We start from the raw sequence: 22,122 nt of genomic DNA on the forward strand, positions 1-22,122 counted from the left end.
GCAGTGTGAGCTCACTCAGTGGACGGCCGTAATACACATGGCGGCAGCACTACACCATAGCCGACTACTAGTAATTTATTGAGATACAGCGTCAGAATTTCTCTTTCGATAAACTGCTCCATTTCCAAGGCCAGAATAATTTCATTTAATTTGCGCAAATAGGTTTTTTCATTGCTTAAAAAGAAATTGCGCGCAACCTGCATGGTGATGGTGCTACCACCTTGCGTCTTTGAGCCAGTGGTAAGGAGTGAGTATGCCGCACGAATGATGCCTTGGTAATCCACCCCGGGATGCTGATAAAAACGATCATCTTCAGCAGCGAGGAAGGCATCGATCAGTGGTTGTGGTATCTCTTTAGCTTCGACCGGGATTCGGCGTTTTTCACCAAACTCTGCCATAAGCAAACCTTCGGAACTATAGATACGTAGCGGTATTTGCAGCTGAGTTTGCTTCAATGTTTTGGTATCAGGTAACTTTGGTGCTAGGAAAAAATAAACAACAATAGCTGCTACCAAAGATAGGAAAGAGAGCGCTAATATGAGTTTAATTAGAAATCGGCTAAGTCGCAGCATTGTGTGAATTGGGTCGCTAATTTAAGGGTTAAAAGTTCGCAAAAAATAAGTCACTAGAGTATATATAAAGGTAACAATAAAAACAGTGCTTGAATTCAAACCCTTAGTTTTATTGAGATTTATGTTGACATCCGTTATTTTCTTAATAAACTACTTTAACTAAGACAGCTAAGTGAGTCACTCACTATTGGTTCAACAGGAATTGAGGCGACGAATGTTAGGACGAAAAAAAGCTCCTTTTTTAGGGATAGATATCAGTTCATCAGTGGTGAAAGTGCTTGAACTCAACAAGAAAGGGGATAGATATACTGTTGAGTCCTATGCGGTAGAACCTTTACCTGTGAATGCTGTAGTCGAGAATCGAATCGAAAACAGGGACGAAGTTGCCGGCGCTATCCGTCGTGCGGTCAAGCGCTCTGGAACCAAGACTAAAGAAGCTGCTGTTGCTGTTTCGGCCAACTCAGCCATCACCAAAACAGTGTCATTCCCTGCAACGTTATCGGATCGTGAGCTTGAAGAAAATGTCATGCTCGAAGCCGAAAACTACATACCTTATCCACTCGAGGAAGTCCGATTAGATTTTGAAGTCTTAGGTACCTCCGCCACAGATGTCGATGCTGTAGATGTGTTACTTGCAGCGTCTCGACGTCAAAATGTTGATGCCCGTACCGAGGTGATTGAAAAGGCTGGCTTGAAACCTATGTTGGTCGATGTCGAAGCCTACACAATGGAAAATGCTTTTGAATTAATAGCGCGACAATTACCACATCATGGTCAAGGTCTAACGGTAGCGGTAGCTGATGTAGGTGCCACAGTGACAACCTTGCATGTGCTTGTCGATGGCAAGATCGTCTTTACTCGTGAGCAGACTTTCGGTGGCCGAATGTTAACGGAAGATATCGAGCGGCATTATGGCATGTCATATCAAGAAGCCGGTCGTGCCAAAAAAGACGGTAGTCTGCCAGATGATTATGGTCCTAAGGTTCTTGAGCCCTTTAAACGCACGATGACGATGACCGTTACTCGGGCTTTGCAATTCTTCTTTTCTGCCTCGACACAGTACCAGTCAATCGATCACATTATCCTTGCTGGTGGTTGTGCGTCTATTAAGGGCGTTGCCGAGATGATAGAAGAAGAAACGGGTACATCGACATCGGTAGCAAATCCTTTTTCAGATATGGTGTTGGGGTCGAGAGTTAAAATTCAGGCCTTGAGTAATGACGCACCATCAATGATGATTGCTTGTGGATTGGCAATGAGGAGTTTTGACTAATGGCTCATATTAATCTACTGCCATGGCGTGAAGAACTCCGTGAAGAAAGACAAAAACAATTCTATATGGCTTTGATCGCCAGTTTCGTTTTTGCTGGCTTGGTTTTATATGCCGTTTTAAGTTACGCCAATGGCCTCATTGATGAACAAAATCAACGAAATACGTTTTTACAGCAAGAAATTGTAAAAGTTGATAAAAAAATCAAAGAAATTAAAGATCTTGAAAAGCAACGTGAGCGCTTATTGGCAAGAATGCAAGTGATTCAAGAGTTACAGGAAAGTCGTCCCAAAATTGTAAAAGTATTTGATTCATTACCTCGGCTTGTTCCTGAAGGGGTTAACCTTGAGCGAGTTAAACGTACAGGTAACAAAATCAATTTTGATGGGGTGGCCCAATCAAATGCTCGTGTCTCTGTTTTTATGAGCCAAGTTGATAATAATGAAGAATATGGTGAGTCACGGCTTAACGTCATTAAACGTACGTCAAGTAAAGACAATGCGATTAGGAAATTCACGGTTGAAGTGAATGAGTCCAAGTTAAAGTCTGAAGACGGAGAAAAATAATGGAATTGTCTTCAATCACAGAGCTCGATTTTAACGAAAGTGGTGAATGGCCGACCCCGATAAAAAGTATTGCCATTCTATTGATTTGTGTCCTGGTTTGGGGGGGCGGGTATTACTTTCAGTTGAAAGATAAAAAAATAGAACTGGAAGCCCTTGAGCAGAAAGAAGTCGAACTCAGAACGACCTTTGAAGTAAAACAGGCCAAAGCGGTTAATCTAGAAGCCTATAAAGAACAGTTAGCAGAGATGCGAGTCATGTTTGCTTCGATGCTTGAGCAGTTACCTAAAAAAACGGAAGTGCCTGAATTGCTGGTCGATATTTCACGAACTGGATTGATTAATGGGTTGGAATTTGAACTATTCCAACCACAGGGTGAACGACCCATCGACTTCTATGCTGAGTTGCCCATCAACATGAAAGTGACTGGAAACTATCACCAGTTTGGTGAGTTTATCAGTGGAATTGCCTCATTACCTCGTATTGTTACTTTGCATGATATGCAGATGGGGCCCCTTAACGAAAAAACCGGAAAAATGACGATGGATGTTCAAGCAAAAACCTATCGTTATTTTGATGAGCAAGAGTAATGATGGTTGCAAAACGGATACATAAGGGAAGCGACAATGTTAGATAGGCTAAAAATGTCGATGGTACTCATTGTGTTCAGTCTGGCGGGATGCCAACAGAACAAAGATGACTTACAAACGTATGTTGCAGAGGTGAAAGCACAGCAGAAATCGGATATACCGCCTATTCCTGTTATGAAACCTTATGAAAAGTTCGATTATGCCGCTGCAGAAATACGAGATCCGTTTTTGCCTACCGTCGTTGATGTGCCAGAAACAGCAGATGAACCTATTTTGGACAATGGCATTAGCCCGGACAGTAACCGGCGTAAAGAAGCTTTAGAGACTTTTGAACTAGCACAGCTGCAATACGTTGGTACGCTTGAGCAAGAGAAAAAATGGGCCTTAGTTCGTTCACCGGACGGTGTTATCCATCGTGTTCAAGTGGGTAATTACATGGGGTTAAACCATGGCAAAATCTTATCGATAAGTGACAACGAGCTGAAATTAAATGAAATTGTTTCGCAGGGTAAAAATGGCTTTATCGAGAGGGAAACCTCTGTCTCGGCAGTAGAGGTGAAATAGTGATGAAAAATATCATGATGAATAAAAATGGAATCGACATGAACGAGCAGAGACTTCTGAATAGTGAAAAATCGACTTTAACTGCGATCTTAAACAGGTTCATATACTTCTTTGCTGTTATGTTCATCAGTTCGACGACATATGCTGCTGAGCTGAAAAGCTTAGACTTCAGTGCTTTGCCGGGAAATAAAGCGAAAATCCAACTTGTTTTTTCTGAACCGATCGCCAAGCCAAACAGTTTTTCTACGGATGAACCTGCCAGAATTATTGTCGACTTTGCTGGCGTAGCCAATAAATTACAAGAGCGTACCAAGCAGGTTAATGTCGGCGTGACTAGAAGCATTTCAACCGTCGAAGCTGGTGAACGCACTCGGATGGTGATTAATTTACTGCAAAAAGCGCCTTATGTGATTAGTCAAAATGGCAATCAAATGGAAATTACCATTGATAATGCCAATGCCACTCAAACCACACAGCGCAGATCACAATCAGGCATGACAACCGTCACCGATGTCGATTTTCGGCGCGGTGAAGAGGGAGAAGCACGACTGATAGTCAAACTGGACGGTGAAGAAGCTGCAATGGATGTACGTCAGGAACGTGGCGACATTGTTATTGAGTTAGCGAATGTGGCACTACCTGATAAATTACATCGCAGACTGGATGTGATCGACTTTGCGACACCCGTTAAGTTTATCGATTCTGATGCCTCTGCGAATGCGACCAAACTCACGTTGACGACAGAGGGACGCTATGAGCATCTGGCCTATCAGTCAGAGAACACGCTCGTTGTTGAAGTTAAGCCTTTACCGGATCAGCCTCAGGCGGGTCAGGATAGAAATCAATTTGGTTACAGCGGAGAGAAGCTTTCCTTAAACTTCCAAAACATTGAAGTAAGGGCAGTACTGCAGTTGCTGGCAGATTTCACGGGCATGAACTTAGTGACCAGTGACACGGTGAAAGGTAATCTGACCTTGCGCTTGAAAAATGTGCCTTGGGATCAGGCTCTAGATATTATTCTGAAAACCAAAGGCTTAGCGATGCGTCAAAACGGTAATGTGTTGATGGTAGCGCCAGCAGCAGAAATTGCCGCAAGAGAAAAACAAGAGCTTGAAGCGCAAAAACAATTGGTAGAGTTAGAGCCTCTTTACACAGAAATTGTCGAAATTAAGTTCGCAAAAGCAGATTTGCTTGCCACATTATTAAGAACCGACGGCAAGCAAGGCGGTAACAGTGGGCAGAGTGGGTTTTTATCACCTCGTGGCAGTATCACGATTGATGATCGCACCAATTCACTGTTAATTCGAGATACGGCAGATAATCTTGTTGATATCAGACAGGTGATAGATGAGTTAGATAAACCTGTTCGCCAAGTATTGATAGAGTCCCGGATTGTTATCGCCAATAATGACTTTAATAAAGAGTTAGGCGTCAGGTTTGGTACCTCAGCGCAAAGTAACACTCTAGGTGCTGGTTCATCAGGAAGCTTAACAGGGCTGAGCACAAACCCGAATAATGACGATCAAATTCGTGCCAACAGTGTCGTCGGTAATGATTTGAACGTGAATTTGCCGGTTAGTAACCCATCAGGTTCAATTGGTCTGGCATTAGCTAAATTACCGTTAGGTATGATTCTGGAACTTGAGCTGTCTGCTATGCAGGCGGAAGGTAAAGGTGAAGTTATTTCATCACCACGAGTCATTACCTCAAATCAGCAGCAGGCAACAATTGAGCAGGGTACCGAAATCCCTTATCAAGAAGCGACCTCTAGTGGTGCTACTAATGTTTCATTTAAAGAAGCGGTATTAAAGCTAGATGTGACGCCTCAAATAACGCCTGATGACAGAATTGTCATGGACTTGGAAGTCAGTAAAGATGAAGTCGGTGAAGTGTTCTTAGGTGTGCCGAGCATTGATACCAGAAGCGTTAAGACGCAAGTATTAGTCGATAACGGTGAAACGGTTGTGCTTGGGGGAATTTACGAACAAAGCACCAATGATAATGTGGAGCGCGTTCCGTTCTTTGGTGACTTACCGTATGTTGGTTTCCTCTTCAAGAACACATTTAAAGAAGATCGTAAACGTGAATTACTGGTTTTTGTCACACCAAAAATTGTGAAAGAAGGTTTGCAATACTAAACTTCGTCACAACCTGTAAAATGAAAAGCCGGGTCAGCATTGCCCCGGCTTTTTTATGATCATAACCAAAGGTCAGTAACATTGATATCGGGTAATATATTTCTGATTGGGCCAATGGGGGCTGGCAAATCAACCATTGGTCGCCAGCTCGCCAAAGCGCTGCGTAAGAAATTCTATGATAGTGATAGAGAAATAGAAAAACGCACTGGTGTATCTATCTCGTGGATATTTGAGATGGAGGGTGAAGCAGGCTTCAGAGAACGTGAGTCAAAAGCGATTGATGAATTAACAGCATTTGATAATGTGGTGGTTGCCACAGGTGGCGGTGCAATACTCTCAGAAGAAAATCGTAATTGGCTTCGCTCCCGAGGCGAGGTTGTCTATTTGTCTGCTACCGCAGAGCAGTTATATCGACGGACGGCGAAAGACAAAAAAAGGCCGTTATTACAAACTGGCGATAGACGTAAACAAATTGAAGCGTTGATGGCTCAGCGTAACCCCTTGTATGAACAAGTCGCTGATATCATCATAAAAACAGGCGATCAGTCGATTCAACACACGGTGAATGACGTGATCAAGCAATTAAAGAAAACAAAAAAGAACTTTTCCTTATCATGAAGACACTAGAAGTCTCGCTCGCTGAGCGTAGCTATCCTATTTATATCGGTCAGAACTTGTTGTCACAACCAGAGCTGATTCAAAAGCATATAAAAAGTAAAGAAGTACTGATTGTCACTAATGAAACAGTCGCACCGCTTTACCTTGAGCAACTCGAGGCGGCGTTAACTAACTATAAGCATCAAGCTGTGATATTGCCTGATGGCGAAGAATTTAAAAATCTAGACGTACTCAATCAGGTATTTGATAAGTTATTAGAAGCCAGGTTCTCGCGCCAGGTCACATTGATAGCACTGGGTGGTGGAGTTATCGGCGACATGGCAGGCTTTGCTGCGGCCTGTTATCAACGTGGCGTGCCTTTCATTCAAGTACCGACAACATTACTTTCACAAGTGGACTCTTCGGTTGGAGGCAAAACGGCCGTCAATCATGCCTTGGGTAAAAATATGATAGGTGCGTTTTATCAACCACAATGTGTGCTTGCCGATACCAACACCTTGAATACGCTGGATGATAGGCAACTTGCTTCGGGCATAGCCGAAGTTATCAAGTATGGCTTGATTAATGATGCCGAGTTTTTTGAATGGCTAGAGCATAATATGTCAGCGTTGAAGAATCGTGTTCCAGAAGCGCTGGCCTATGCGATTGAGCGGTCCTGTCAGGATAAGGCCGATATTGTAGCTAAAGATGAGACCGAGCAAGGGGTTAGAGCCTTACTTAATTTGGGTCACACTTTTGGGCATGCCATAGAAACAGGTATGGGCTATGGTAACTGGCTGCATGGCGAGGCCATTGCTACCGGCATGCTGATGGCTGCCGACTTATCAGCTCGGCAGGGTTGGATGCAACACGCGGATGTTCAACGTATTCGTGCTATTTTTGAAGAAGCTGGCCTTCCTGTTATAGGGCCTGCAGAGATGACAGTAGAGCAATATATGGCATTGATGTCTGTCGATAAAAAGGTTCAAGCGGGTGTGATTCGTCTCATTTTGCTGAAAGGAATTGGCCAAGCGACGATTAGTGATGACTACGATGTCACGATGTTGCAGGAGACATTGACCCAATTTCAAGCATAAAGGACTCAGTGAGCGATGAGTGATATTGCGGCGACATCTCCGGAACCTGCCTATCTTGCTAGGTTGGCGCTTCAGCGTTTACCATTTGTCGCCGTTAAAGATGCTGCCGATTTTTATGACGGACGGCACATAAAGCAACGACGATTATTAGTGTTACATATCGTTCGAGCGACGCAAACGCCGGTACTTATTCACGCTGAAGCGGGGATGGGTAAAACGACCATACTGCAACATTTACAGCGTGAAACTGCCCGCGACTTACGCTTCTGTACTATTGATTCAAACACTTCACTACACACATTGCCACAGCTTTTACTTAGCAGTTTTGGAGCTGATAGTGATAACTCGTCGACAGATGAAGCGTTAGAACAAGCATTGAAGCAACGTTTATTGCAATTGCGAAACCTCAATATCGTTCCCGTATTATTAATTGATGATGCTGAAAAATTAGCGAATGATGTGTTGGCGAAGGTTCAATATTTACTCAGTTGGCAAAATGAAGGAAAAAGCCTGTTACAGGCTGTGATGACAAGTCAGTCTGAGACCTTAGTGAACATGTTCTCACTACAAAAAATCGATTTGCCGATATTGGATGCAGAGGATATTCCTGCCTATTTAAAGCTGCGGCTGGAGGCGGCTGGTTTCTCCGGCGATTTTCCTTTTGATGAAAAAGCGATTCAACGCCTCACTAAGCTTTCACAGGGCAAGCCTGCCAAGCTAAACCAGTTGGCACATCAACACTTGCTTGGAGCTAAGAAAACTAGCCCTCTTTATGCTGATTGGTCATCCATTATGGCTAAATTCATACGCTGGTCACCGTTAGCGTTACTGGCTCTAATACTGATTATCTTTTTAAGTTATCAGGACAAAATTAATCGCTGGATCAGCCCTGTTGAAGACAGTGATAAAGAGCTTCAAATACCCGAATTAGTAAGCCAGGGTGATGATATCACTACGGTGATTGTCGATGATACGCCGCAGCAGGAAAGTAAACAGGTGGAGTTAGCGCAACGCGATGAGCTTGCTGATCTGCTTGCTGAGATACCGGTAGCGATAGAACATTCTGAGACTGAGACTGAGACTGAGACTGAGACTGAGACTGAGACTGAGACTGAGACTGAGACTGAGACTGAGACTGAGACTGAGACTGAGACTGAGACTGAGACTGAGACTGAGACTGAGACTGAGACTGAGACTGAAGGCGATTTGCCACCGCAAACTAAACAGGCTCTATCTCAGCCGAATACAGCCAATACCGCTGTCATCAGTGAGCAAAAAGCAGCTGATAATCAGGCAGCTAAATCTGCTGAAGCTGAGGTGCAAGATTCAGATTGGATACTGTCGCAAAAGCCAACAGACTATACATTCCAGCTTATGGGCTCGTGGTCCTATGAAGAAGTCACGGAGTTTATCGAGGAAAATGCATTAACGGGACAGCTTGCTCGTTTCACTAGTTTGCGTGATAACAAGCCCTGGCATGTATTGATATATGGCGTTTATCCATCAAAAAAGCTAGCATTATCAGCAAGTAACAATTGGCCTGCACCGTTAAATACTTTACCAACTTGGTTGCGACGCTTTGATAGCGTGCAAAATCAGATCAAAGATAAGGGCGTATCGCGCGAATAAGATCGTGCGCTTGAACGTGATAACTGGCAAAAACAGCACGGTAAACAGGTCGTTTGTTGACTCGGGCTTCAGAAAAAATGCCTTGCTGTACTAAAGGCGATAATAGCCCTTTTTCAGCCGACTCAAAACAGACAACCCCTGTTTCAGATTGGATGACAGGCCACGAGGTTAACTCAGATAACTGCATAACGAATTGTCTCGCTTGAGCAAGTCGATAGCGTGTTTTTTCGTAAAACCACTCTTCGCCCAATAATTGCAGATTTAGCCATAACGGTAAAAATAATTCACCACCGAAAGAGCCTGCCAGCTGTTTTGTCGGCGGCGTCTCTAAATAATGCGTTTCACCTAAGGATTGTTTTTTATGTTGGCTTAAGAGGATACTACAAGGTCTTGGTTGAAATAAGCTTTTATGAGGGTCAAAACTAACCGTGTCAGCCTGAGCGAGACATTGATAAGTATCTTTGTATTCGGGCAGCATGGCTACAGCGCCTCCCCATGCCGCATCCACATGCAGCCAACAGCCATAATCAGCGGCAATCGATACACTTTCTGGTAAAGGGTCAATGCAGCCACTAGCAGACGTGCCTAGGTTTAATACAACGGCTAGCGGTCGCTCTTGCTGGCAAGCCTTTAACAACGCTTCCGGTAGTAAACGATCGCTATCATCGGTACTCAAGGCGTGAAATTCAAGCCCTAAAATATCACAGGCTTTTTTGATCGAATAATGACAGGCGTGACTGCCATAAACGCGCTTTCGCTGTTGGGTATTTGCGTCACGTGCTTGCCATAATGCTTCTAAGTTACTATAGCTACCACCGTGCGTGAAGTAAGCATGGGCTTGATGGAAATATGTTTTTATCCAGTCTAATGTTGTTGTTTCTGCATCTTTTAAGAAAGGGTATAACTCCGGCGAAAGCAGGTTACCTTGGTGTATGCCGGCAATCTGTTGGCCAATCAGGCTATAGGGAGCAAGATTAGGCGTCATATGAGCGGCCCACGACGATTGCTGATGAAGTGTCGCTTCTTGTATCAATTGCTGACAGTCACCAGTTAATAGATCGAGCTTGCTGTCATTACTGCTGGTTCTGTTGGCGTGAAGTGTCTCGAGCAAAAGACTGAGGGTTTCAGCCTTAGGCAATGTTTGACTCATTTCAGAACGAGACCCTTGTCAGGAAATAAAGCCTGCTGCTGAAAGTGAAATAATTGAGTTTGTACAGGCTGTTCTTCGTAAAGATGTTTAAAGCCTTTATCGAGCACACCGTGATCGATGAGCGCTTTAATTCGACTGGAAACGACGGTTGTACGTTTAATCATCACCAATTCTTTTACATCAAGTTGCTGACTTAGCCACAAAGCGAGGCTGTCTGAGCTGATATCCCAGCTATGGGGTAACTCAGCAATATCTAAGACGCTCCGCTCCGGTAGCCAGACATGTAAGCCATTTTCGAGAGGGTCTTGCTGATTTGGGTAGTAAAAAGGGATGCTATTGGGGGCCAAGTCAGCGAGTAGTAAACCGAACTGAGTCATTGCCAGTATCGCCATATGGTGCGCGGCACCATCACTAAAGCGATGTAGCCGTTGAGCGTGTCGAACTTCATCAGCAAAAGGGCCGCCGCCGGGAACAATGATCACCGGCTCTTGCTGACTGGCTTCATCGAGCAACTCGAGCCATTGGCGTAACTCTGGGGTGTGAAACAGGCTACCGCCGAGCTTGATGATTCTCATGGCTTGGAAAGTCCGTCTACCAAACGAAACATCGCAGCGGCTTTGTCATGCACTTCTTGATGTTCAGACTCAACCTCTGAATCTGCGACAATACCGCCACCAGCCCAAAAACGAAGCCGATTATCATTATAGACTAAGGTGCGAATCGTAATATTTGTATCCATATTGCCATCAAAACCAATATACCCCAAGCTGCCACAATACACGCCACGACGGTTGGGTTCCAGCTCTTCAATGATTTCCATGGCACGTAACTTGGGTGCACCTGTAATTGAGCCACCCGGAAAACAGGCACGTAACAATGATACCGAAGTTTTATCAGCAGCAAGTTTCCCGGTGATGGTGCTTACTAAATGGTGAACTGTCGCAAAAGATTCTAAAGCGAATGGTTTTGGCACATTTATGCTGCCCGGTTTGCACACTTTCCCCAGGTCATTTCGTAATAAATCCACAATCATCAGATTTTCAGCGCGATCTTTCAGGCTTTCTTGTAAATCAGCAGCCAACTGTTTGTCTCGGTCAGGATTTGTTAAATCACGTGGGCGTGTGCCTTTAATGGGTTTGGTTTCAACATGATCTTGCTGTACTTGTAATAGTCTTTCGGGTGAAGAGCTCATCACCGAGACGTTGCCGGGATTAAAAAAAGCAGAGAACGGAGCCGCATTTTGAGAACGTAAACGTTGATATGCCAGCCAAGCATCGCCGCTTGCTTCGACTTCAAATCGTTTAGCCAGGTTGACCTGATAACAGTCACCTTCCGTGATGTAATGTTTGATCTTGTCAAAGGCTTGTTTGTAGGCAGCTTCGGTAAGATTGCTGGTCAGTTTGCCATCTACTGTGAACGAAGCGGGTTCTGAGGGTGTGACTGAGCTGAGTATTTCTACAAGGTCGGGCCAAATGGTATGTGTGTGAGGGTCGAGTCCAAAGCTGGCTAGCCAGCAGCGTTTTAGTTTATGGTCGGTGATGACTGCCCAATCATAGATGCCGACGGCCATTTCCGGGATGCCTTCCGCATCGAGAGCGTATGCAGGTAAAGATTCAATACGTCTACCCAAGTCATAAGCAAAATAGCCAATAGCGCCACCACAGAATGGCAGACTGGTTTGTGACTGATGGGTGGGTGAGAGCAGGCTCTCCAATAGCTCAAAGGGATCTTGTTCCGAAGTCCTGCTGCCGTTTTTCTCTGATATCAGTGTTTTCTCTCCCCACGTTTCCAGCGTAATAAAGGGATCCGCACTAAGAATGTCGTAGCGACCGTTTTCCCCGGAGGTATTTGCACTGTCGAGTATGACGGGCCAATGATGAGAACGCAGCTTAGCAAACAGTTTGGCACTGTCTTCAGGATAGGGTAGCTCTGTACAAAGAGGAGGAAGCAGCAAAGTCATTTGTCTATTTTACGACAACTGCTGCTGCGCCAGAAGAGCCAATGCGGTTGCCGGTGCATGAGCGGCAGCATCATCCCTGTTTTGGCATAACGCACTAAAGTCGACATATGGGCGGTTCAACCTTTCGGCTATTGCTTTGATAATAAATCGTCCCACACCTGCACCAATCAAGGGGGCACCCTTATTAATAGCAGAGTGTCTGCTTAACACTTGTAAACAGGCCTGGGTAATTTGTTGAAGTTGTTGCTCAGCAAACCAGTCTGCGACAATGCGCCATTGAGCATCTGTTGCCTCCTCAGCATCAGTTGCCAGCATTCGGGCTAAACGTTGTTGGCAATGACGGTTTTGCCATGGTTGTCCGTCAGCGCTTGAATCCTGAATCTCTGTTGCGGACACTTGCTCTAATATGCACCAGACATCGCCACTACTGGCAAACCACTCTGCTGTTAAGGGGACAAGTTCACCATTCAATGGCGCATGATGACTGATAGCGAAAAGTGGTGTGCGAATTGCCCCTGTATAGACTAACTCGCCCGATTTCTGACGATTGTGATCATCAAGCCCATGTGGCTGTATTTGGCCATCAATAAACGGAATAATATCGCAGGTGGTACTTCCAATATCGAGAAATAAACCTTGCGAGCATTGGGTTGCAACAAATAAAGCACTGGCTTGCCAATTCATCGATGCGACATCACGCCATGCTTGTTTGGCTTGTTGCGGCTTTAGCCAACCACGCTGGCCTGCAAAGATGTGTAATGCTGCCTCAGGCAGGATATCGGCAACACAGCTGAGTATTTCTGCTACCCCTTGCTCGCGGTTCTCAAATGCATCGACCAGCTCTCCCGTCATGGTGATGGCATGTTGAGCATGACGACAATTGAGCAGGGTCAGTGCTTGTTGCATGGCGGTGTGCAGCTCATGAATGCCCTGCCATAAAGCACAAGGCAATTGTATGACTTGGGTAATCTGGCCCGAATTATCACAGTAGGCTACTTTGAGATGTGCGCCTCCAATATCCCAGCCCAAAAAGCCGGTCGTGTCATTATTATTCATAGTGTGCAGGTAATCTGTGTGTAAGATTTTGGTGAAGCGGGATGACCGGATTCATATGTTCTCTCATTGCTGACTCAGCATATGAGCTGGTCAGGCGGGGGTTGATATCAATGATCCAGAGCCTGTCTTGGGTTTGAATCAGGTCGATACCAACGAATCCCCATAACCCCGGCATCGTAGCATGAATTGATTTGGCCAGTGCTTGGGCTCTTGTTTCATCAAGAAACCCCGCTTGGTGTGGCTTACAGTTTAAGAGGTTTAATTTCTGTTCCATGATGTCAATATGCTGAACATTAATCGACACTAACTCAATATTACTATCGGAAATAAAAAGACTAAGACTGAGGTTTTGACCTTCGATGTAAGGCTGCACAATGCAGTGCCTAGGATGGTTTTTAATAAGGCCTGGCAGGTTTGCTTCTAGCTCCGCTGAGTTATAGCGATAGGTATCTTCACAACCAGCGCCATCTCTGGGTTTAACGATCCAAAGGGAATTAGTCTGTTTGCTATCATTTCGCCAGTCTTCAGCAAGCTGGGTGTAAGGCGTCGGTAAGGCATGTTGCTGGAGATGTTTGAAACACGCTAGTTTATCGCTGCATAGTTGAATGCTAGTGCTGTTACAGCCCAGAATGGTTTTATTATAGCGTTCGAGTTCTTGCGTTCGTTGAGCCAATAGGCCATTGGTTTCAGGAGCAATGATGACAAAAAGCTGATAATGCGAGAGCACCTGTTGCCAAGCTGCTTGATATTGTCCGACATCACAAACTTCAAGTAATTCAATCTGTGCTTGTATATAGAAGTCATTATTCAGCCGCGCGTCACGCATGACAGTTAATCGATGACCCAGCGCGACTAAATCAGTGCAAATCGCTTGCAGCATCGCATTGCCTTCATGCATCAGATCGGGTGAATAAGGCTTATCACTTAAGGCACCGCTGGTAAGATGTTCATAAATAAATAATGTCATTCAGAGGATTCGATTCGTTGATATGCAGATTATACCGGTCATTGATATAAGAGGTGGCATCGTGGTGCATGCGAGAGGTGGCAACCGTGATGCATACTCAGCACTTAACTCAGTGTTAACACGTTCGACGGATGTCTTTCAGGTAGTCAATGATATATTGAATTGGTATCCGTTTGAGCAGTTTTACATTGCTGATTTGGATGCAATAGAAGCAGCCAAACATCGTCCGGAGTTTTATGCTGAATTAGTTCACTGTTTCACTGGGACACAGTTCTGGCTGGATGCAGGCATAACCAGCCAAAAGGATTTAAGGCTTTACTCTAAACTGCATAATCTCAAGATCGTGATAGGCAGTGAAACATTAAAATCGCTTAGCTTACTTGAGATTGAGGGGGCGAGGCAGTCAATGATTTTGTCTCTGGATAGGCGTGGCAAACAGCTTTTGGGTGCTCACAATTTATTGCACCGAACAGAGTTATGGACAGAGCAAACGATAGTGATGGATTTAGATGTTATCGGGGCGAATCAGGGACCGAGTTTGGAGTGGCTGCAAGCATTAATTGCCCAGCGGCCAGATATTGAGTGGTACGCAGCTGGTGGCGTGAGGAATAAAGCTGATTTAGAACAGTTACAGAAAATTAGAGCCGCAGGTACGCTTATTGCCAGTGCATTGCACACTGGTCAGATAGATAAAGCAGAGCTCCAAAAAATAGAGCAGGTACATCGCCCCTTTTGAAAGGGGCGATGTGATAACAAGCTCTAAGTCTTACTTAGCACCGAATGGGTGTTCGCTAGTTTTGTACTGAGCTACAACATCAGCCGCTTTTGGCTCACGTGCAACAGCACGTTTGATAGCTTCTTTAGTAGCGCGATAGTTCCAGTCTTGGATTTTCTCATCGCTATCAGCTGTTGGTGAAATAAATACACCAACACAGATGAAGCAATCATCAGCTTCGCCTGCTGGGACGGTACCATCTTCTACACATTCAGCAACTGCCAGTGATACACCGCGTTGTGCTGGACCGAACATTTGAACGGCTTGTTTCATGTTTTTGATGGTTACTTTGTTGAACATAACGGTGGCTGGTTTAACCATCAAGTTAGGTGCAACAACTGCCAACAGACCATTTACCCCTTGCTTCTGGTCAGTCAGAGTGCGGCAGAATGCGTCTTCTGCTGCTGAGCCACGAGGGCCCATAATAAGATCAATATGTGCGACATTGTCTAGGTCACCGTCTTCGATGACCAGCGATTCACCTACAAGTACGCGATCGATTACTGGCATGTTATATTTTCCTGTTCCAAAAAAATTGTCAAAAAGGCTCATTTTTTTCCCTCCTTGCGTACAAGGAAGGGTTTATACGTAATAAAGGAACGTATCACCTGCTCAGTGCCGTCCGCTGTATGCATCATGGTACTGAAATTCTGTGTAAAGAAAGCGCTTGCTGAAAGGCATGCAACAACAACGTCGTTGCGACAAGATCAGCGGTAGTTCCTGGATTAATGGCTTTCTGTTTTAATTCTTTATCCCAAGCAGTGAGCTCAGTTAAATAAGCATCTAACTTACTGTTCTTATTCATTTGAAAAACAAGTTGTTTTGCCTTCTCTGTCACTGCGGTTGCGAGCTCAACGGATTGTTTGCGACAAATTAAACTATCCGGAGCAGCTGATAAGACCTTAAGATACGCGAAAGCGGTTGCCCATTCAACACTTTCCCCAGAATTTAATGCATTTGTCAATGCAGGCAAACTAAGCTGCCATATATCCTTGAAATTACTTACATATTGCAGGGCTATTTGATCACGATTTTGAGCCAATTCCATGGCTTGCAAAAGCGTGATGGTTGGCTCTTCAGAAATGTCTTGTTGTTGCGATTTTCCCATGCCACCTGCTTCAGCTAGTCGAATAGCTTGATAGCATAAACGGGCATCTTCAATAGTCAGTGATGCCAGCACTTGCTGCAGTGTGTCGGGTAGATCAGAAAAGTCTTCGCATATTTGAATGGCGCTACATAGGGGGGCAAATAGCAGCACGATACCCAAGTTAGTATTACAGTTCACCACAGTGCGCGTAGCTTGAATTGATTGTAGTATACGCTCACCTACACTCAGTCCCGGGCTCGCCATAATGGGGGCTATCGTTTCCGCACTTTTTATAAAGTCATTTATGGCCATATTGTGGCCATCACTGAAACAATTAACATTCCCAGGTTTGGGCGCCATGACTTCTTGCTGACAAGCCCAGAATACGGCATGTTTTATCTCAGTTTCAGACAGCATGGTGGGACGAAGCTACCTCCTCAACCCGTTTCACGATGGCATTGGCGATATCACCTGCGACATCTTTTCCGGTTGCCTGAAACAGGCCTTTCCATGCCGGCACACTGTTGACTTCCAGCACACTAAACTGACCATCAACCGTTCGAATAAGATCAACGCCAGCATAGTCTGCATTCACTGCTGCGGTCGCATTTAGGGCTAACTGACGCATTTCGTCCGATACCGGCGTCGCAAAGCAATTCGCGCCCTGTGCATAGTTGGTTATCCAATGTGATGAACTGCGTGACATTGCAGCGCTAATTTCGCCATCAATCACCAATAGGCGCCAATCCTGCCATGTCCCTGTTTGTTCAGGTTGCACGTATTCCTGAAGATAAAATGCGTCACCGACGGGATTTTGCTGTTCGAATGCTTGCATAGTGTCAATGAGTGCAATGCCTTTACCTTGACAACCAAATAGGGGTTTCATGACTAAACTGATCCCATTATCCAGTTGCTTTGTGACAATCCTGCGGGCACTGTCTCTATTTTCACACGCCCAGGTACGCGGTGTAGCTAAGCCCGCTAAATGCAGCCGTAATGAGGTACGCGCTTTATCAACGGTATGCTCAATGGCACTGGCTGGGTTGAAGACCGGCACGCCTAATTCAGCCAAGGTATGCAATACATCCATACGCAAGGTAATTTGTTCAAGGTAGCCGGGCGCGATGCCACGAACGATAACCGCTGCCGGTAACTCATTGTCTAAGCCTGGAATCGTTAAACCGGTGGGGGAGTCCAGATCAATGTGGCATTCAGCTAAATCGCTGAGAATCGTTTCGATTCCTCGCTGGCGTAGAGCATTGGTTAACTGCTCACTGTGCCAGCCATGAGTATCATTAAATATGACAACGCGAGGAACGTTCATCGTGGGTCTTAGAGTCCGAAGGATTGGTTTAACAAGTCATGATTCAATTCACCAGCAGTAAAGCTTTTACCACTGTTGGTGTTGGTAATAATGACTTTACCAGGGCTAAACAGGCTGCCATCAATTTTAAAAAAGTCATATTCATATGACTTGAAGATTTCGCCGAACGGACGGCCGTAGTCTGATGATGTATTACTAGGCATTTTTTCGGCCAAGTCTTTGGCTTCTTCATCGGTGGCATCGACAAACAGTTGGACTTGTCCACCAAACAAAATGGCATCGTTGGTGCGACCCATTGCAGTCATAAAGTCTCCACCCGGCGGTGCAACTGGGGTGACACCATAACCATCAACGATTTTTTCTAATGGGAAATGTAACTCGTGTGCTTTGTGCATCGCCACTTCCAGTACACGAATGGCAATCTGCATGACACCAGCAAGGCTAGAAGTCGGGGTGAGAATGAAGGTGAGGTTTTCCGGCTTGATACCGCAGTTATTGGCAACTTTCTCAGCCACTTCCACGGGAGGGAAACTATCTACCTCTAATACAATCACGGTTGAGTCTGCTTCGTCTTTGTAACCAAACTCTTTGAACAGTTCTTCACGCCCAGCTAATGCGCGGCCAGGTCCTGAACCCAAAGCAAAGAATTTACTGTCTTCGCTTTTGTGAGACAGACTCCAACCGGCATACTGACTGCCAAGGCAGCTTAAAACCGGTGTTTTGGCATGCACATTGACAGACCAGGGCCAGTTATCAAAGCCACTATTGGTTCCCAGTGTAGCTGTACCCAAACCACCCATGCAGATTTCACCAATACGGCGACCGGCTTCCAGCCCACCTTTACAATTAATACCGGCGTCAACGATACGGGTACCGTTTTCCAGTGTGCTGATTTCTAGGTTCAAGGCCTGTGCATCGGCCACTAAGGCGTCGACCAATGGCTGGCATGCAGCATTAACGCTGGTCCAGTTGGCGGAGAGTTCAGTGCTCATGGATTAATCCTAATTTGAAGTCGAAAAATAAGCGAATTATACGTGATATGGGGGTAGACTGTCGTTTTACAAGTCTTTAATCAGCCTAGAGTTTCGTCATAAAGGTTCACGCTGCAGGGCGATGTTTGTTCAATGTGGTTTCAATAACTTCAATGCGTTTAGCGCGAATAGCCTGTTTAATGGCAATGCCGGACAAACCCGCTTGAATAAATTCAGTAGCTGTGACGGCAGCGGCAACATTGAAGCAATCACGGAAAGCAGCACCTTCAGGCATAGCTGCATCTTCATAACCGGGGCGACCTCGAAAATCCGCTTCGCCTGCTAACATGTATTGCTCAAAGCGAGTTGGGCGACGAAAACTGTCGATACCTTCCAGCACCTGTAAGACGCGATCAGCATTGAGTTCAAATAATAAGTGCACATCGGTATGAAACTCAGCCACTTTCATCGCTAAGGTGGTGGTTTCCTTTGGTGTTCTGAGCCGATGGCATAACGCTTTGGTGAGTTCAACGCTGGTGGCCTCATGCCCTTTATGGCTGGGTAAAACATCTGCAGGTGTTATGCCTTTTCCCAAATCATGGCATAGGGCAGCAAAGCGAACGCTAACATCATTTGTTAGCCGTGCTGCCTGGTCGACGACCATCATGACGTGAATACCGGTATCGACTTCAGGGTGCCATTTTGGAATTTGTGGCACACCAAACAGCCGATCCACCTCAGGGAACAATATCTTGAGTGCGCCAACTTCACGCAGTGTCGTGAAAAACGTCGAGGGTTTGTCCGTTTGCAAGGCTTTGGATAATTCTTGCCAGACGCGTTCTGAGACAAGGTGGTCTAGCTCACCTGAGTCAATCATTGCCGCAATCAGCTGTTTGGTTTCATCGGCGATGCTGAAATCAAACCGAGCAGCAAAGCGAGCAAGGCGTAAAACCCGAACCGGATCTTCGATAAAAGCAGGGGATACATGGCGCAATATGCCATTGTCTAGATCGGCTTTACCATTGAAGGGGTCAATGAGATTGCCATCTCCATCCTCAGCAATGGCATTAATCGTCAGATCGCGGCGCGCCAGATCTTGCTCTAAAGTCACGTCTGGTGAGGCATACACATCAAAACCTCGATAACCGCGCCCAGATTTACGCTCAGTCCGCGCGAGTGCGTATTCTTCTTGAGTTTCAGGGTGTAAAAACACAGGGAAATCTTTACCCACAGGCCGAAAGCCGAGGGTCAGCATATGTTCAGGCGTTGAGCCAACCACAACCCAATCGCGGTCTTTAATGGTCAATCCTAATAATTTGTCGCGGACACAGCCGCCCACCAGATAGCTTTGCATAACAACAGTTTAAGGTGTTTTAGGCTTAATTGCAGGCATACGTTCTGACAACGGTTTGATTGACTGGTTGCGTTGACTATCGAAAATCGCGGCATAACTCATTACCGTTTGCACATAGTGACGAGTTTCATTGAAAGGAATATTTTCAGCCCAGATATCGGCATCCAGCTTTTCTGAGGGTAGCCAGCGTGCCACACGATGTGGGCCGGCATTATAGGCTGCTGTCGCTAACACGGGGTTTTGCTGGTTTTCATCGTACATGCGGCGCAGATAAGCACTACCTAATTCAATATTACGTGCAGGTCGGTATAACTCGTCCAGTTGTTGGAGTGGCCGATTAATCAGTTTGGAGATGAGTCGCCCCGTTGCCGGCATTAGCTGCATTAAGCCCATTGCGCCAGCGTGAGAGCGTGCTGTTGGATTGAAAGCACTTTCTTGTCGGGCAATTGCCAGTACCCAAGACGGATCCAACCCATTTGTTTTTCCGGCTTGACGGATTTCAGTATCAAAGATTACTGGAAAACGCAGATCAAGCGCATCCCAGTACTGAGCTTTGCCTAAAAAGGCGATAGTTTGATTATGCCAGCCCCATTGATGGGTTAGTGTCGCTATCATCTGTAATTCACGAGCAGTACGAGTTTGACTGAGATGATAGGCCTCGCGCCTTGCTTCCAGCAGCATATCTTGCAGATAAAATTCGTGTAAGCGTTGAATCGCCGGTTGTTGCTTTAATGCTGCCATGTCTTGTTCGCTAATGGCTATTGGCCGGTGATTCATTTTATAGGGTTGTGTCAGATGATCTGAAGCGAGAAAAGAGTAATAGTCTCGCTCACCGAGAATGGCGGCAAAGGTCTGATTGGCAGCAGATTGTTCACCCAAACCAGCTTGGCTGCGTCCGAGCCAATACTGCCAACGGGTTGAGCCTAACTCATCAATATTCATCTGATTAATGGCTTTCTTAGCTGCACGCCAGTCTTTTTGCCATATGGCTGCACGTGCCTGCCATTCACCACCCGGTATATTGCCAAAGTAGATCAGGGCTTTATCATCACGATTGAGCGCAGCCCAGGTTCCGATTGCTTTGCGTGCGGTGATTTTGTCATGTTCACTGAATTGGTAATGATCTCGGACACGGAGCCATTGACTGTAGGCTTGTTCCGGTGAACGTTTCGCTAATCTTTGCAAACCATGAATGATGATTTCTCGGGATAGGGCTTCATCGCTGGCCAGCGATACCTGATTACGATCTGCTGGAGCCTTTGCCGGTAACTGTTTAAGCCATGTCAGTGGATTGTCATGAATGGCTTTCCAGCGTTCTACCCACGCTTTATCTTGAGTCGCTGTATTAGTTGATTTAGCAAGGTAACTGGCAATAGAAAATTGATTGTCCCGCAGAGCCAACATCATGCGTTGGCGACGAAGATCGTCGGTTAATAAGCCTTGCTGCATCCAACTAGCAAAAACCGGATCACAGGCTTTGTGTTGAGAGTACGGTACTAACCACATAGCTGGCGTCAGTTTATATGCCTGTTGTTTCTGCCCCGTCGCCAGTAAGGCTTGTAGTTGATAACAGGCACGCTCATCCGATTGAGGTGACTGATAAAAACGCAGGTATTCTGTCCAGCGCTTTTGATGTGCCAGTCTGTCTAGCCAGGCGTTTCTGAGTCTGTCGGCATAGAATGTTCCATCCTGCTCATCAAGAAAAACTTGTATAGTTTGGGGGGAAACCTGACCGAGCCGGTGTCGCAGAAACAGATACTGCAGATAGGGTTGCAAAGGATAGTCATCCAGTTGCTGCAACTGCTGTTGATAGAGGTTTAATTGATTCGTTTGCAGCGCTTTTTTTGTTTGCTGAAAGAGCTGGCGCTGTTTCTCCAATTGTGGATTTGCCACTGCCTGCGACAGAGGCAGCCATAGCAAACAAAACAGCAATGTTTTTATCAAGTGCATGGCGCTATGGTAAACCATAACGAGGGGAAAGATCAGCTACTGTTTTTGTGACTCGATAGCCATTTCGAGCTGATCCAAATCAGGGATAAAAGCGATTTTATTTCCGATTCTAATCTGGCAATGGAGATAGGCAGATTTGTTGGCATCATGCGAGAGCTGTAAGGCCGCTTGATTCAGCGTTATCAACTGTGGTGAGCCCGTACAAGGAATAGCATAAAACTCGATCTCCGTTGCGGTGTTGATACTGTTAATGATGCACAGTTTATTGCCTGATGCAGCAGCATCTGTACCTGCCTGTAGTATATCTTCCAGATGAATGATGGGTAATGACTGTTCGCGCCAGATGACATAGCCTAGCCAATTTTCGGGACTGGGGGTATTAAGATCAATGCCTGTTCTGGGTATGACTTCAGCAATAGTGCTGTTAGGCAGCAAGAGATAATGCTCCTGTAACGGAATCAACATGCAATGAATAAATTGTGCTTGCTTGCTTGCCATTGGTGTCCCT

The 22,122-nt window shown here is 45.6% G+C and carries 22 protein-coding genes; 9 read left to right on the top strand and 13 right to left on the bottom strand.

The features are described 5' to 3' along the window. Nucleotides 1-11: 11 nt before the first annotated feature. The gene (locus tag MDMS009_RS16470) at nt 12-515 is read right to left on the bottom strand and encodes a transglycosylase domain-containing protein (protein ID WP_272941066.1); all 504 of its coding nucleotides are present in this window, start codon (nt 513-515) and stop codon (nt 12-14) included. Nucleotides 516-786: 271 nt separating this feature from the next. Between MDMS009_RS16470 and MDMS009_RS03620 the strand changes: the two genes are divergently transcribed. From MDMS009_RS03620 to MDMS009_RS03655, 8 genes are all read left to right on the top strand, one after another. After that, nucleotides 787-1,845, top strand: a complete 1,059-nt coding sequence (locus tag MDMS009_RS03620; RefSeq protein WP_043887880.1) for a pilus assembly protein PilM — start codon at nt 787-789, stop codon at nt 1,843-1,845. Continuing rightward, nucleotides 1,845-2,408 carry a PilN domain-containing protein gene (locus MDMS009_RS03625; RefSeq protein WP_008290379.1) on the top strand — a complete coding sequence of 188 codons (564 nt, stop codon included), beginning with the start codon at nt 1,845-1,847 and terminating at the stop codon, nt 2,406-2,408. The genes MDMS009_RS03620 and MDMS009_RS03625 overlap by 1 nt, the downstream gene beginning before the upstream one ends. Beyond that, on the top strand, nt 2,408-2,995 hold the full coding sequence (locus MDMS009_RS03630; RefSeq protein ID WP_008290460.1) for a type IV pilus inner membrane component PilO: 588 nt from the start codon (nt 2,408-2,410) through the stop codon (nt 2,993-2,995). The genes MDMS009_RS03625 and MDMS009_RS03630 overlap by 1 nt, the downstream gene beginning before the upstream one ends. A gap of 36 nt (nt 2,996-3,031) precedes the next feature. Beyond that, entirely contained in the window at nt 3,032-3,559 is a 528-nt protein-coding gene (locus tag MDMS009_RS03635) for a pilus assembly protein PilP (RefSeq protein WP_008290446.1), read from the top strand. Between the two features lie 119 nt (nt 3,560-3,678). Continuing rightward, nucleotides 3,679-5,697 (top strand): type IV pilus secretin PilQ, encoded by a 2,019-nt coding sequence (gene pilQ, locus MDMS009_RS03640; RefSeq protein WP_008290376.1) that lies wholly within the window; start codon nt 3,679-3,681, stop codon nt 5,695-5,697. A gap of 81 nt (nt 5,698-5,778) precedes the next feature. Then, the gene (gene aroK, locus MDMS009_RS03645) at nt 5,779-6,315 is read left to right on the top strand and encodes a shikimate kinase AroK (RefSeq protein WP_081443590.1); all 537 of its coding nucleotides are present in this window, start codon (nt 5,779-5,781) and stop codon (nt 6,313-6,315) included. Beyond that, entirely contained in the window at nt 6,312-7,391 is a 1,080-nt protein-coding gene (gene aroB / locus MDMS009_RS03650) for a 3-dehydroquinate synthase (protein ID WP_008290485.1), read from the top strand. The genes aroK and aroB overlap by 4 nt, the downstream gene beginning before the upstream one ends. Before the next feature lie 15 nt (nt 7,392-7,406). Beyond that, nucleotides 7,407-9,020, top strand: coding sequence for an AAA family ATPase (locus MDMS009_RS03655; RefSeq protein ID WP_008290481.1), 1,614 nt, complete (start codon nt 7,407-7,409; stop codon nt 9,018-9,020). Here the strand turns inward: MDMS009_RS03655 and MDMS009_RS15745 are convergent. The 5 genes from MDMS009_RS15745 to MDMS009_RS03680 are packed head-to-tail and all read right to left on the bottom strand — an operon-like array spanning nt 8,992 to nt 14,153. Next, the gene (locus MDMS009_RS15745; RefSeq protein WP_008290400.1) at nt 8,992-10,170 is read right to left on the bottom strand and encodes a pyridoxal phosphate-dependent decarboxylase family protein; all 1,179 of its coding nucleotides are present in this window, start codon (nt 10,168-10,170) and stop codon (nt 8,992-8,994) included. The genes MDMS009_RS03655 and MDMS009_RS15745 overlap by 29 nt on opposite strands. Next, nucleotides 10,167-10,745: an amino acid kinase family protein gene (locus tag MDMS009_RS03665; RefSeq protein ID WP_043887882.1), complete on the bottom strand. Its 579-nt coding sequence runs from the start codon at nt 10,743-10,745 to the stop codon at nt 10,167-10,169. The genes MDMS009_RS15745 and MDMS009_RS03665 overlap by 4 nt, the downstream gene beginning before the upstream one ends. Further along, nucleotides 10,742-12,130 (bottom strand): aminodeoxychorismate synthase component I, encoded by a 1,389-nt coding sequence (gene pabB, locus MDMS009_RS03670; protein ID WP_043887883.1) that lies wholly within the window; start codon nt 12,128-12,130, stop codon nt 10,742-10,744. Before pabB ends, MDMS009_RS03665 begins: the two co-directional genes overlap by 4 nt. A 9-nt stretch (nt 12,131-12,139) precedes the next feature. After that, the gene (locus tag MDMS009_RS03675; RefSeq protein WP_008290504.1) at nt 12,140-13,186 is read right to left on the bottom strand and encodes a hydantoinase/oxoprolinase family protein; all 1,047 of its coding nucleotides are present in this window, start codon (nt 13,184-13,186) and stop codon (nt 12,140-12,142) included. Then, nucleotides 13,179-14,153 (bottom strand): ATP-grasp domain-containing protein, encoded by a 975-nt coding sequence (locus MDMS009_RS03680; RefSeq protein ID WP_008290493.1) that lies wholly within the window; start codon nt 14,151-14,153, stop codon nt 13,179-13,181. The genes MDMS009_RS03675 and MDMS009_RS03680 overlap by 8 nt, the downstream gene beginning before the upstream one ends. 22 nt (nt 14,154-14,175) lie before the next feature. On the opposite strand from MDMS009_RS03680, the gene MDMS009_RS03685 reads away from it, so the two are divergent. Continuing rightward, nucleotides 14,176-14,889, top strand: a complete 714-nt coding sequence (locus tag MDMS009_RS03685) for a HisA/HisF-related TIM barrel protein (RefSeq protein WP_008290434.1) — start codon at nt 14,176-14,178, stop codon at nt 14,887-14,889. A 30-nt stretch (nt 14,890-14,919) separates the two neighbouring features. Here MDMS009_RS03685 and fae read toward each other — a convergent pair whose 3' ends face one another. The 7 genes from fae to MDMS009_RS03720 all read right to left on the bottom strand — a co-directional run bounded on the left by fae (nt 14,920) and on the right by MDMS009_RS03720 (nt 22,112). After that, nucleotides 14,920-15,480: a formaldehyde-activating enzyme gene (gene fae, locus MDMS009_RS03690; protein WP_272941067.1), complete on the bottom strand. Its 561-nt coding sequence runs from the start codon at nt 15,478-15,480 to the stop codon at nt 14,920-14,922. An 82-nt stretch (nt 15,481-15,562) separates the two neighbouring features. Beyond that, a complete protein-coding gene (locus MDMS009_RS03695; protein ID WP_008290425.1) occupies nt 15,563-16,432 on the bottom strand; it encodes a triphosphoribosyl-dephospho-CoA synthase in 870 nt (289 codons plus the stop codon). Continuing rightward, nucleotides 16,422-17,339 (bottom strand): ATP-grasp domain-containing protein, encoded by a 918-nt coding sequence (locus MDMS009_RS03700; protein WP_008290432.1) that lies wholly within the window; start codon nt 17,337-17,339, stop codon nt 16,422-16,424. The genes MDMS009_RS03695 and MDMS009_RS03700 overlap by 11 nt, the downstream gene beginning before the upstream one ends. Nucleotides 17,340-17,347: 8 nt before the next feature. Beyond that, entirely contained in the window at nt 17,348-18,331 is a 984-nt protein-coding gene (mch, locus tag MDMS009_RS03705) for a methenyltetrahydromethanopterin cyclohydrolase (protein WP_008290418.1), read from the bottom strand. A gap of 106 nt (nt 18,332-18,437) precedes the next feature. After that, entirely contained in the window at nt 18,438-19,664 is a 1,227-nt protein-coding gene (locus MDMS009_RS03710; RefSeq protein WP_008290431.1) for a multifunctional CCA addition/repair protein, read from the bottom strand. A 9-nt stretch (nt 19,665-19,673) separates the two neighbouring features. After that, nucleotides 19,674-21,557 carry a transglycosylase SLT domain-containing protein gene (locus tag MDMS009_RS03715; protein ID WP_237700471.1) on the bottom strand — a complete coding sequence of 628 codons (1,884 nt, stop codon included), beginning with the start codon at nt 21,555-21,557 and terminating at the stop codon, nt 19,674-19,676. Between the two features lie 93 nt (nt 21,558-21,650). Next, nucleotides 21,651-22,112: a chemotaxis protein CheW gene (locus tag MDMS009_RS03720; RefSeq protein ID WP_008290378.1), complete on the bottom strand. Its 462-nt coding sequence runs from the start codon at nt 22,110-22,112 to the stop codon at nt 21,651-21,653. Between the last annotated feature and the right edge of the window lie 10 nt (nt 22,113-22,122).

This window comes from Methylophaga thiooxydans DMS010 (assembly GCF_000156355.1).
In the GTDB taxonomy this organism is placed as follows: Bacteria; Pseudomonadota; Gammaproteobacteria; order Nitrosococcales; family Methylophagaceae; genus Methylophaga; species Methylophaga thiooxydans.

What these genes read in the sequence shown, in the direction of transcription:
- MDMS009_RS03680 (WP_008290493.1), bottom strand. Translation starts at nt 14,153, where the DNA reads ATGACATTATTTATTTATGAACATCTTACCAGCGGTGCCTTAAGTGAT.
- fae (WP_272941067.1), bottom strand. Translation starts at nt 15,480, where the DNA reads ATGAGCCTTTTTGACAATTTTTTTGGAACAGGAAAATATAACATGCCA.
- MDMS009_RS03695 (WP_008290425.1), bottom strand. Translation starts at nt 16,432, where the DNA reads ATGCTGTCTGAAACTGAGATAAAACATGCCGTATTCTGGGCTTGTCAG.
- MDMS009_RS15745 (WP_008290400.1), bottom strand. Translation starts at nt 10,170, where the DNA reads ATGAGTCAAACATTGCCTAAGGCTGAAACCCTCAGTCTTTTGCTCGAG.
- mch (WP_008290418.1), bottom strand. Translation starts at nt 18,331, where the DNA reads ATGAGCACTGAACTCTCCGCCAACTGGACCAGCGTTAATGCTGCATGC.
- aroB (WP_008290485.1), top strand. Translation starts at nt 6,312, where the DNA reads ATGAAGACACTAGAAGTCTCGCTCGCTGAGCGTAGCTATCCTATTTAT.
- MDMS009_RS03720 (WP_008290378.1), bottom strand. Translation starts at nt 22,112, where the DNA reads ATGGCAAGCAAGCAAGCACAATTTATTCATTGCATGTTGATTCCGTTA.
- pilQ (WP_008290376.1), top strand. Translation starts at nt 3,679, where the DNA reads ATGTTCATCAGTTCGACGACATATGCTGCTGAGCTGAAAAGCTTAGAC.
- MDMS009_RS03710 (WP_008290431.1), bottom strand. Translation starts at nt 19,664, where the DNA reads ATGCAAAGCTATCTGGTGGGCGGCTGTGTCCGCGACAAATTATTAGGA.
- MDMS009_RS03665 (WP_043887882.1), bottom strand. Translation starts at nt 10,745, where the DNA reads ATGAGAATCATCAAGCTCGGCGGTAGCCTGTTTCACACCCCAGAGTTA.
- pabB (WP_043887883.1), bottom strand. Translation starts at nt 12,130, where the DNA reads ATGACTTTGCTGCTTCCTCCTCTTTGTACAGAGCTACCCTATCCTGAA.
- MDMS009_RS03655 (WP_008290481.1), top strand. Translation starts at nt 7,407, where the DNA reads ATGAGTGATATTGCGGCGACATCTCCGGAACCTGCCTATCTTGCTAGG.
- MDMS009_RS03625 (WP_008290379.1), top strand. Translation starts at nt 1,845, where the DNA reads ATGGCTCATATTAATCTACTGCCATGGCGTGAAGAACTCCGTGAAGAA.
- MDMS009_RS03675 (WP_008290504.1), bottom strand. Translation starts at nt 13,186, where the DNA reads ATGAATAATAATGACACGACCGGCTTTTTGGGCTGGGATATTGGAGGC.
- MDMS009_RS03630 (WP_008290460.1), top strand. Translation starts at nt 2,408, where the DNA reads ATGGAATTGTCTTCAATCACAGAGCTCGATTTTAACGAAAGTGGTGAA.
- MDMS009_RS03685 (WP_008290434.1), top strand. Translation starts at nt 14,176, where the DNA reads ATGCAGATTATACCGGTCATTGATATAAGAGGTGGCATCGTGGTGCAT.
- MDMS009_RS03635 (WP_008290446.1), top strand. Translation starts at nt 3,032, where the DNA reads ATGTTAGATAGGCTAAAAATGTCGATGGTACTCATTGTGTTCAGTCTG.
- MDMS009_RS03620 (WP_043887880.1), top strand. Translation starts at nt 787, where the DNA reads ATGTTAGGACGAAAAAAAGCTCCTTTTTTAGGGATAGATATCAGTTCA.
- MDMS009_RS03700 (WP_008290432.1), bottom strand. Translation starts at nt 17,339, where the DNA reads ATGAACGTTCCTCGCGTTGTCATATTTAATGATACTCATGGCTGGCAC.